Raw genomic sequence first — 8,123 nt, 5'->3', positions numbered from 1 at the left:
CGCCGAGCGGCGGCGCACCGGCCCGGTCGTCAGGGTTGCGCTCGCGGCCGGCCACGAAGCCGCGGCGGCGAGCGGACGCGACGCCGCGACGCTGGCGACCGTATTCAGCGCCTCGGGCGGCGACGGCCAGAACTGCCACGCGATCTGCGAAACGCTCGCGAGCAGCGAGCGTCAACTGTCGCCGACACGCTTTCACAACTCCGTGCACAACGCGCCGGCCGGCTACTGGAGCATCGCGGCGCGCGCAACGGCATCGTCCAACGTGCTGTGCGCGTACGACGGCAGCTTTGCCGCAGGGCTGCTCGAGAGTCTCTGCCTCGCCGCAGCCGACCGCGTGCCGAGCCTGCTGATCGCCTACGACACCGACTATCCGGAACCACTGCGTACGGCACGGCCGATCGTCGACGCATTCGGCGTCGCGCTCGTGCTGGCACCGGACGCTGGCGCATCCGTGCTGGCGCGCATCGATGTGCAGCTCACCGATGCGCCTGCGACACCACTCGCCGCGCCCGAACTCGAAGCGCTGCGCATCGGCAATCCCGCCGCGCGCGCGCTGCCGCTGCTCGCCATGCTCGCCGCGCGACAATCCGGGCGCATTGTCCTCGACTACCTGCCCGATACGCGGCTGCAAGTCGATGTCGTGATGCCGGACGCATTTGCGAAGGGCACGCCATGACGCCAGCCGCATCGCGATCTCCATCGCTCGACCGCGCATGGATCGCCGCGCATATTCCGCACAGCGGTGCGATGTGCCTGCTTGACCGGGTCGATGCCTGGGACGGCACGCGCATCCGCTGCACGGCGACGAGTCACCGCGATCCGCGCAACCCGCTGCGCGCGCACGGACGGCTCGCCTCGGTCTGCGGCATCGAATACGCCGCGCAGGCGATGGCCGTACACGGCGCGCTGCTCGGCGCGACGCAGGCGCGTCCGCGTATCGGCTATCTCGCGAGCGTGCGCGCCGTCGATGCGCACGTCGAACGCCTGGATACCGTCGATGAGCCGTTGAGCATCGAGGCCGAGCGCGTGAGCGGCGACGACCACACCCTGCTCTACAGCTTCACGGTCCGCTCGGGCGAATGCGTGCTGCTGACAGGCCGCGCTACCGTCGTGCTCGACGCGTCCGCGGCGGGCCTGCCGGACGGACGATGAATCATCTTGAGGAACCCCATCATGAAAAGCCGCCAGTTCATTCTTGCCCTGCTGTTGCTCGCGGTCGTCAGCCCGGCCGCGCACGCCGACCTGTCCGAAGTCAAGCAGGACATCAAGCGGGATTCGAAAGAAGCCGCGCACAAGACCGGCGAGGCTGCGCGCGGTTTCGGACATGCGACCGCGAGTGCGGCCAAGACGGTCGGCCACGGCATTGCGCATGCATCGCGTGAGGGCTGGGAGGCCACCAAGCGCACGACAAAGCACGTGTTCCACAAGCACGACTGAACACGGGACACTGTCCGCCGTCCGGCGGCGCGTGCTTCACGCCGCGTCGATCATCGCGCAATCGAGGCGGCATCGCGGGCCAATGACGCCGCTCGGCACGAGCGGCAACAGCAACAGCAACAGCAACAGCAACGCAACGCAACGCAACGCAACGCAACGCAAGATGGTACGTGGCCGCCTCGCCCGTCTTCAACCGACGGCCCGTTTCTCTCTCGACGACGGACCGCCAGCCGACCGGCATTCGCCGCGGCCGACGCGAACCGCCCGATGCGCAATCCGTGTTCCGTAGGCGACAGACCAGCAATCGCGGTGATCGAGATGACGCAGCCGTTGCGACCGCCGCCACTCGAGCCAATAGTGCGCGATCCGCATCGTCAGCGCGACGGCGAGCGCGGACATGCCGATCGCGATCCCCAGCCAGGTTTCGCCCATGCCTTCTCCGGAACGTGAAGCCGTGACGCTGTGCGCGGCCCGCGACAACGATCGGACCGGCCTTGAAGACCCTGACACACGGCCCGGACACGCGACGCGGTGCCCGGGCCGCGGCACATCAATGCATGTGCTGGCCGCCGTTGATCGCGATGTTGGAGCCGGTCACGAAACCCGCCTCGTCCGAACACAGAAACGCGACGAGCGCGGCCACTTCCTCGGGCTTGCCGAGGCGACCGGCGGGAATCTGCGGCAGGATCTTGGTGTCGAGGATGTCCTGCGGAATCGCCGTCACCATCTTGGTCGCGAGATAGCCCGGCGACACCGTGTTGACCGTCACGCCCTTGCGCGCGACTTCCAGCGCCAGCGACTTCGTGAAGCCGTGCATGCCCGCCTTCGCCGCCGCGTAGTTGGTCTGTCCGATCGAGCCTTTCGAGCCGTTGACGGACGAAATGTTGACGATCCGCCCCCACCCGCGCTCGACCATGCTTTCACACACCGGTTTGGTCATGTTGAACACGGAGTCGAGGTTGGTACGGATCACCGTATCCCAGTTGACCTTGTCGAGCTTCTTCAGCGTCATGTCGCGCGTGATGCCGGCATTGTTCACAAGGATGTCGATCGGACCGACTTCCTGCGCGATCTTCGCCACGCATTGCTGGCACGAGTCGTAATCGGCGACGTCCACCGGATACGCGCGGAATTCGCGGCCCGCGGCGTGCATCGCGGTCAGCCAGGCATCGACGCCGGTGTTGTTCGGAGAATAGGTGACGACGACCTGATAGCCCGCGTCGTGCAACCTGATGCTGACCGCCTCGCCGAGGCCCCCCATTCCACCTGTCACCACTGCAATTCGCTTAGCCATCCTATAAGTCACCAAGTAGATGAGTGATCAATGATGTGGCGTGATGGCGAGGCACTCGCCGTCACGCACACCGTCCCGATGCGTCGTCGTGCCGCTCAGGCGAGCCGGACGCATCGCAGAATCGCGCGTTGTCGTGAACTGCTTGTCCAGCGCGAAAAGATTGTGTGACGCGGCCGCCTTTCCATGCGCCGGCCGCGCCGAGTTTCAGTGCCCGCTCAGGCCCGTTCGACCGCGAGCGCCACGCCCATGCCGCCGCCGATGCACAGCGACGCCAGGCCCCGCTTCGCATCGCGCTTTTGCATCTCGTGCAGCAGCGTCACCAGAATCCGGCAGCCCGACGCGCCGATCGGATGCCCGATCGCGATCGCCCCGCCGTTCACGTTCACCTTCGACGTGTCCCAGCCCATCTGCTGATGCACCGCCAGCGCCTGCGCCGCAAACGCCTCGTTGATCTCCATCAGGTCCAGGTCGCCCACCGTCCAGCCCGCGCGCTCCAGGCACCGCCGCGAGGCCGGCACCGGACCCATCCCCATCACGCTCGGATCCACGCCCGCGTTCGCGTACGCCTTGATCCGCGCGAGCGGCTTCAGCCCCAGCGCGTCCGCCTTCTTCGCCGACATCACCAGCACCGCCGCCGCCCCGTCGTTCAGCCCCGACGCGTTCGCCGCCGTCACCGTCCCGTCCTTCGCGAACGCCGGCTTCAGCCCCGCCAGCGACTCCGCCGTCACGCCGTGACGCACGAACTCGTCGGTCGCGAACGGCAGCGGCTCGCCCTTTCTCTGCGGGATCGCAACCGGCACAATCTCCGCGTCGAAGCGGCCCGCCTTCTGCGCCGCCTCCGCCTTGTTCTGCGACAGCGCCGCGAACGCGTCCTGCGCGTCGCGCGTGATCCCGTACTCCTTCGCGACGTTCTCCGCCGTGATGCCCATGTGGTACTGGTTGTACACGTCCCACAGACCGTCGACGATCATCGTGTCGACGAGCTTCGCATCGCCCATCCGGAAACCGTCGCGCGAGCCCGGCAGCACGTGCGGCGCCGCGCTCATGTTCTCCTGCCCGCCCGCGATCACGATGTCCGCGTCGCCCGCGATGATCGCGTTCGCCGCCAGCATCACCGCCTCGAGGCCCGAGCCGCAGACCATGTTCACCGTCAGCGCCGGCACCGCGGTCGGCAGCCCCGCCTTCAGCGACGCCTGACGCGCCGGGTTCTGCCCCGAGCCCGCCGTCAGCACCTGCCCCATGATCACTTCGCTGACCTGCTCCGGCTTCACCCCGCCGCGCTCGAGCACCGCGCGGATCACCGCCGCGCCCAGCTCCGGCGCCGCGATCTTCGAGAGCGAGCCGCCGAATTTGCCGACCGCGGTCCGCGCGGCCGATACGATCACTACGTCCGTCATCTTCCCTTCCTCCGGGCCGGCGCGACACGGTGCATCGCCCACCGCCCTGTAAAAAAACTACGGCATGCAGAACAGCGTGCGCCGCTGTCCCGCTTTCGTCAATCGCGCTGAAGCACGTAGCGGCCGGGCGCCGGCTCGATCACCGGGAACGCGTCGGAGCCAAGCTGCGCGTGCGGCTGCACCTTGCGGCCGCCATACTGGTCGAGCCACTCGATCCAGGTCGGCCACCAGCTGCCCGGATGCTCGGTCGCCTCGGCGAGCCATTCGTCGGCCGATTCCGGCAGCTCGCGCTCGTCGCCGTCCAGCGTCCAGTAGCTGCGCTTTTTCTTCGCGGGCGGATTGATCACGCCGGCGATATGGCCGGACGCGCCGAGCACGAACTTGAGCGGGCCGGTCAGGATCGACGTCGATGCGTACGCCGTCTGCCACGGCACGATGTGATCCTCGCGCGAGCCATAAATGAACGTGGGCACGTCGATCCGCGACAGGTCGACCGGCTCGCCGCACACGGTCAGCGCGCCCGGCACGCGCAGCTGGTTCCCGAGATAGGTATTGCGCAGATACCACGCGTACATCGGGCCGGGCAGGCTCGTCGAATCGCTGTTCCAGTACAGCAGATCGAACGGTGCCGGCGTGCGGCCCTTCAGATAGTTGTCGACGACGTAATTCCACACGAGATCGTTCGGCCGCAGGAACGAGAACGTGTTCGCGAACTCGATGCCATGCATCAGGCCCGGCGTCGCGCCGTTCTTGCCGCCGATCGTCTGCTCGCGCATCTGCACGTGCGCCTCGTCGACGAATACGTCCAGCACGCCCGTGTCGGAAAAGTCGAGCATTGCGGTCAGCAGCGTCATCGATGCGGCCGGATGCTCGCCGCGCGCCGCCAGCACCGCAAGCGCGGTCGACAGCATCGTGCCGCCGACGCAGAAACCCAGCGTGTTGATCTGTTCGCGGCCGCTGATCTGCTGCACCGCGTCGATCGCGGCGAGCAGCCCTTCGTTCATGTAGTCGTCCCAGGTCTTGTGGGCCACCGACGCGTCGGCATTGCGCCACGAGATGAGATACACCTGGTGACCGCACGACAGCGCATGCGCGACGAGCGAATTCTCCGGCTGCAGGTCGAGGATGTAGAACTTGTTGATGCACGGCGGCACGATCAGCAGCGGCCGTTCGTAGACGGTCTCCGTCGTCGGCTTGTACTGGATCAGCTGGATCAGGTCGTTCTCGTAGACCACCGCGCCCTCGGTGCAGGCGAGGTTCTTGCCGACCACGAACTGCGATTCGTCGGTCTGTGAGATCTTGCCGCGCTGGAGATCGCCGAGCAGGTTCATCATCCCCTGCCGCAGGCTCTCGCCCTGCGTCTCGATGATCGACTTCTGCGCATCCGGGTTCAGCGCGAGGAAATTGCTCGGTGCGGCGGCGGCCGTCCATTGCTGAACGGTGAACCGGATACGCTCGCGCGTCTTCGGATCGGCCTGCAGCGCGTCGGCCAGCTCCTGCAGATAGCGCGCATTGAGCAGATACCACGCCGCGGCGAATGCATGCGCGGGCGAGGCCTTCCATGCGTCGCCGCTGAAACGGCGATCCTTGAGGTCGGGCGATTCGGGCTTCGCCGCGATTGACTGCTGCATCAGCGCCAGGCAATCGCGCGCGTAGTCGGCCTGCAGCTTCTGCAGCCGCTCGGGCGGAATCGCGGCGGCCGGCAGCTTCATGCCGGCGAACGGCGATGCCGCGCCGCCGAAATCGGCCACCGACGGAACCTGGAACGGGAACGACTTGGGGAACTGGAAGGTCGCGAACGGGTTCGCAGCCGCCGACGCGGTCGCGGCTCGCGCGGGATCCGCAAAGCCACGCCATGCGTTCAACCACGCCTCGAACATCTGCTGCATCGGCTGGGCTGCCTGGTCGAATGCCGAACGGCCCGGGAAAGTGCCCGCGTGCGCGGACGACGACGAGTTTTTCGATGCTGTCATTACCTGCCTTACCGGTGATTCCTGAGCGAAAGTCGTGGAAATCCTGTCCGTGGCGCGGCATGCCGGACCACGGGCCGGGCCGTCATGCGCTGGAGACGCGTCTCCAGATTCTGCCGCAGTGCGGTATTTTTATCATCATCGTTTTCCCCATGTGAAGCGCTGCATCAAACCGGCGACGATTTTCACGCCGAGATAATCTGCGTGCAACAAGCTGGACAAGGCTTCCGGCAAACGAAAAAACATTTTGACCGGCTTGCCCCGACGGTTTTTCTTTTACTGAAAATGCGGCGACGCGACACCGCGCCACTATCCGGACGAATCGATTCCGCATCGCCGCAAAATCCGCTCCGAGCCGTCAATCGGCCAGCCAGATGGCGGCTGCCATGCGGCCCGTCACCCGGTCGCGCCGGTATGAATAGAAGCGCGACCGCTCCGTGACCGTGCAGATGTCGCCGCCACTCACATGCACGACACCGGCTCGCGCGAGGCGCAGCCGTGCGAGCGAATAGAGATCCGCGAGGTACTTGCCGGGCGCGCCGTCGATGGCCGCGAAGGCACGGCGTGTCGCATCGCGCTCCTGCTGCGGGGCCGTGTCGAGAAATGCATCGCGCACGTCCGCACCGACCTCGAATGACTGCGGGCCGATCGCCGGGCCGAGAAACGCATGCAGACGATCCGCCGCCCCGCCCGCGAGTTCCGCGACCCGCGCGGCGGTCTGCTCGACGATCCCCGCCGCGAGCCCGCGCCAGCCCGCGTGCGCGGCGCCCACGGCCCGCCCGTCCGCATCGCACAGCAACACCGGCAGGCAATCGGCGACCATCACGACGCACACGGTATTCGCGCGATCGGTCACGCTGGCGTCCGCCCGCACCGGCGCGGCCGGCTCGTGATCGCCGGCGATCACGTCCTCCGCCCGCACGATCGCCGCGCCATGAACCTGTTCGAGCCATGCGGCATGCGCCTCGCCCGCGAGCGCAAGAAGCCGCGCGCGATTCGCGGCAACGTGCGCGGGATCGTCGCCCGTATGCAGGCCGAGGTTCATCCCGCCCGGCAGGACGGCCTCGTCCTGCCAGCGGCCATACGGACCGTCGCTGACCCCGCCGTTGCGCGTCGTGATCAGCGCGCGCACACGCGGCGACACCCGCCAGTCGGGCCGCACGCAGTCCTGCCAGGTCAGCGGCGCCAGGTTCGTCATCGCCAACTCACTCATCCTCGTCGTCCATATACGGACCATCGCCGAAATCATCGTCGTAGATACCGTCGTCGTCGAACTCCGCATCGCCTTCCTGGCCGAAGCCGAGCGCCTCGACGAGCGCCGTCATGTCGTCCGGCAGCGGGCAGCGCCACTGCATCGCGTCGCCCGTCACCGGGTGCACGAGGCCGAGCCGCCAGGCATGCAGCGCCTGCCGGGCGAATCCGCCCGGCAGCGGCGTCACCGATCGCCGGCCGCGCACGTGCCCGTACACCGGATCGCCGAGCAGCGGGTTGCCGACGTAGGCGCAATGCACGCGGATCTGATGCGTCCGGCCGGTTTCCAGATCGCATTGAATCGCCGAAACTGGCTGACGTTGCCACAGGATTGTGTCAACCGTGCGGAAATGCGTGCGCGCCGGCTTCCCGGACGCGCCGGTCACGACCGCCATGCGCGTGCGCTCGCGCGGATCGCGGCCGATCGGCGCGTCGATCGTGCCCTCTTCCGGCATGTTGCCCCACACGAGCGCGAAATAGCGGCGCTTCACAGTGCGGGCCTGCAGCTGGCGGACGAGATCGGTCTGCGCGGCGAGCGTGCGCGCGACCACCATGAGCCCCGACGTCTCCTTGTCGAGCCGGTGCACGATGCCGGCGCGCGGCAGGCCGGCTGCCGCCTCGCCGTAGCGGTACAGCAGGCCGTTGAGGAGCGTGCCGCTCCAGTTGCCCGCCGCCGGATGCACGACGAGGCCGGCCGGCTTGTTGATGACGACGATTGCGTCGTCCTCGTAGACGATGTCGAGCGGCACCGGTTCCGGCGTGAATGCGAGCTGC

Annotated in this window: 10 protein-coding genes; 4 read left to right on the top strand and 6 right to left on the bottom strand. The window is 67.5% G+C overall.

Features of this window, described 5'->3' with window-relative positions:
- The 3 genes from KH616_RS17765 to KH616_RS17755 all read left to right on the top strand — a co-directional run.
- Positions 1 to 676, top strand: a 676-nt coding sequence (locus KH616_RS17765) for a beta-ketoacyl synthase chain length factor (RefSeq protein WP_292248829.1), incomplete at its 5' end; no start/stop codon positions are given.
- Complete coding sequence (locus KH616_RS17760) at positions 673 to 1,152, top strand: hotdog family protein (RefSeq protein WP_292248827.1); 480 nt, start codon at positions 673 to 675, stop codon at positions 1,150 to 1,152. The genes KH616_RS17765 and KH616_RS17760, both read left to right, overlap by 4 nt.
- Before the next feature lie 21 nt (positions 1,153 to 1,173).
- Entirely contained in the window at positions 1,174 to 1,437 is a 264-nt protein-coding gene (locus KH616_RS17755; protein ID WP_292248824.1) for a hypothetical protein, read from the top strand.
- A gap of 189 nt (positions 1,438 to 1,626) precedes the next feature.
- On the opposite strand, the gene KH616_RS17750 is transcribed toward KH616_RS17755, so the two are convergent.
- The 4 genes from KH616_RS17750 to phaC all read right to left on the bottom strand — a co-directional run bounded on the left by KH616_RS17750 (position 1,627) and on the right by phaC (position 6,101).
- A complete protein-coding gene (locus KH616_RS17750; RefSeq protein WP_292248821.1) occupies positions 1,627 to 1,869 on the bottom strand; it encodes a hypothetical protein in 243 nt (80 codons plus the stop codon).
- Between the two features lie 118 nt (positions 1,870 to 1,987).
- On the bottom strand, positions 1,988 to 2,731 hold the full coding sequence (gene phbB / locus KH616_RS17745; RefSeq protein ID WP_292248819.1) for an acetoacetyl-CoA reductase: 744 nt from the start codon (positions 2,729 to 2,731) through the stop codon (positions 1,988 to 1,990).
- 215 nt (positions 2,732 to 2,946) lie between these two features.
- Complete coding sequence (locus tag KH616_RS17740) at positions 2,947 to 4,128, bottom strand: acetyl-CoA C-acetyltransferase (RefSeq protein ID WP_292248816.1); 1,182 nt, start codon at positions 4,126 to 4,128, stop codon at positions 2,947 to 2,949.
- A 98-nt stretch (positions 4,129 to 4,226) separates the two neighbouring features.
- Positions 4,227 to 6,101, bottom strand: coding sequence for a class I poly(R)-hydroxyalkanoic acid synthase (phaC, locus tag KH616_RS17735; RefSeq protein ID WP_292248812.1), 1,875 nt, complete (start codon positions 6,099 to 6,101; stop codon positions 4,227 to 4,229).
- On the opposite strand from phaC, the gene KH616_RS17730 reads away from it, so the two are divergent.
- Positions 6,092 to 6,256 (top strand): hypothetical protein, encoded by a 165-nt coding sequence (locus KH616_RS17730; RefSeq protein ID WP_292248809.1) that lies wholly within the window; start codon positions 6,092 to 6,094, stop codon positions 6,254 to 6,256. The genes phaC and KH616_RS17730 overlap by 10 nt on opposite strands.
- A gap of 200 nt (positions 6,257 to 6,456) precedes the next feature.
- On the opposite strand, the gene pgeF is transcribed toward KH616_RS17730, so the two are convergent.
- Together pgeF and KH616_RS17720 are read right to left on the bottom strand one after the other, a co-directional pair.
- Positions 6,457 to 7,296, bottom strand: coding sequence for a peptidoglycan editing factor PgeF (gene pgeF, locus KH616_RS17725; RefSeq protein WP_292248832.1), 840 nt, complete (start codon positions 7,294 to 7,296; stop codon positions 6,457 to 6,459).
- A gap of 7 nt (positions 7,297 to 7,303) precedes the next feature.
- Positions 7,304 to 8,123 (bottom strand): RluA family pseudouridine synthase (locus tag KH616_RS17720; protein WP_292248806.1); only part of this gene is annotated, 820 nt, incomplete at its 5' end.

The organism is Burkholderia sp., from assembly GCF_018375725.1.
Classification (GTDB): domain Bacteria; phylum Pseudomonadota; class Gammaproteobacteria; order Burkholderiales; family Burkholderiaceae; genus Burkholderia.
The sequence above is the reverse complement of the archived record's forward strand: the minus strand, read 5'-3'. Positions and strand labels throughout refer to the sequence as shown.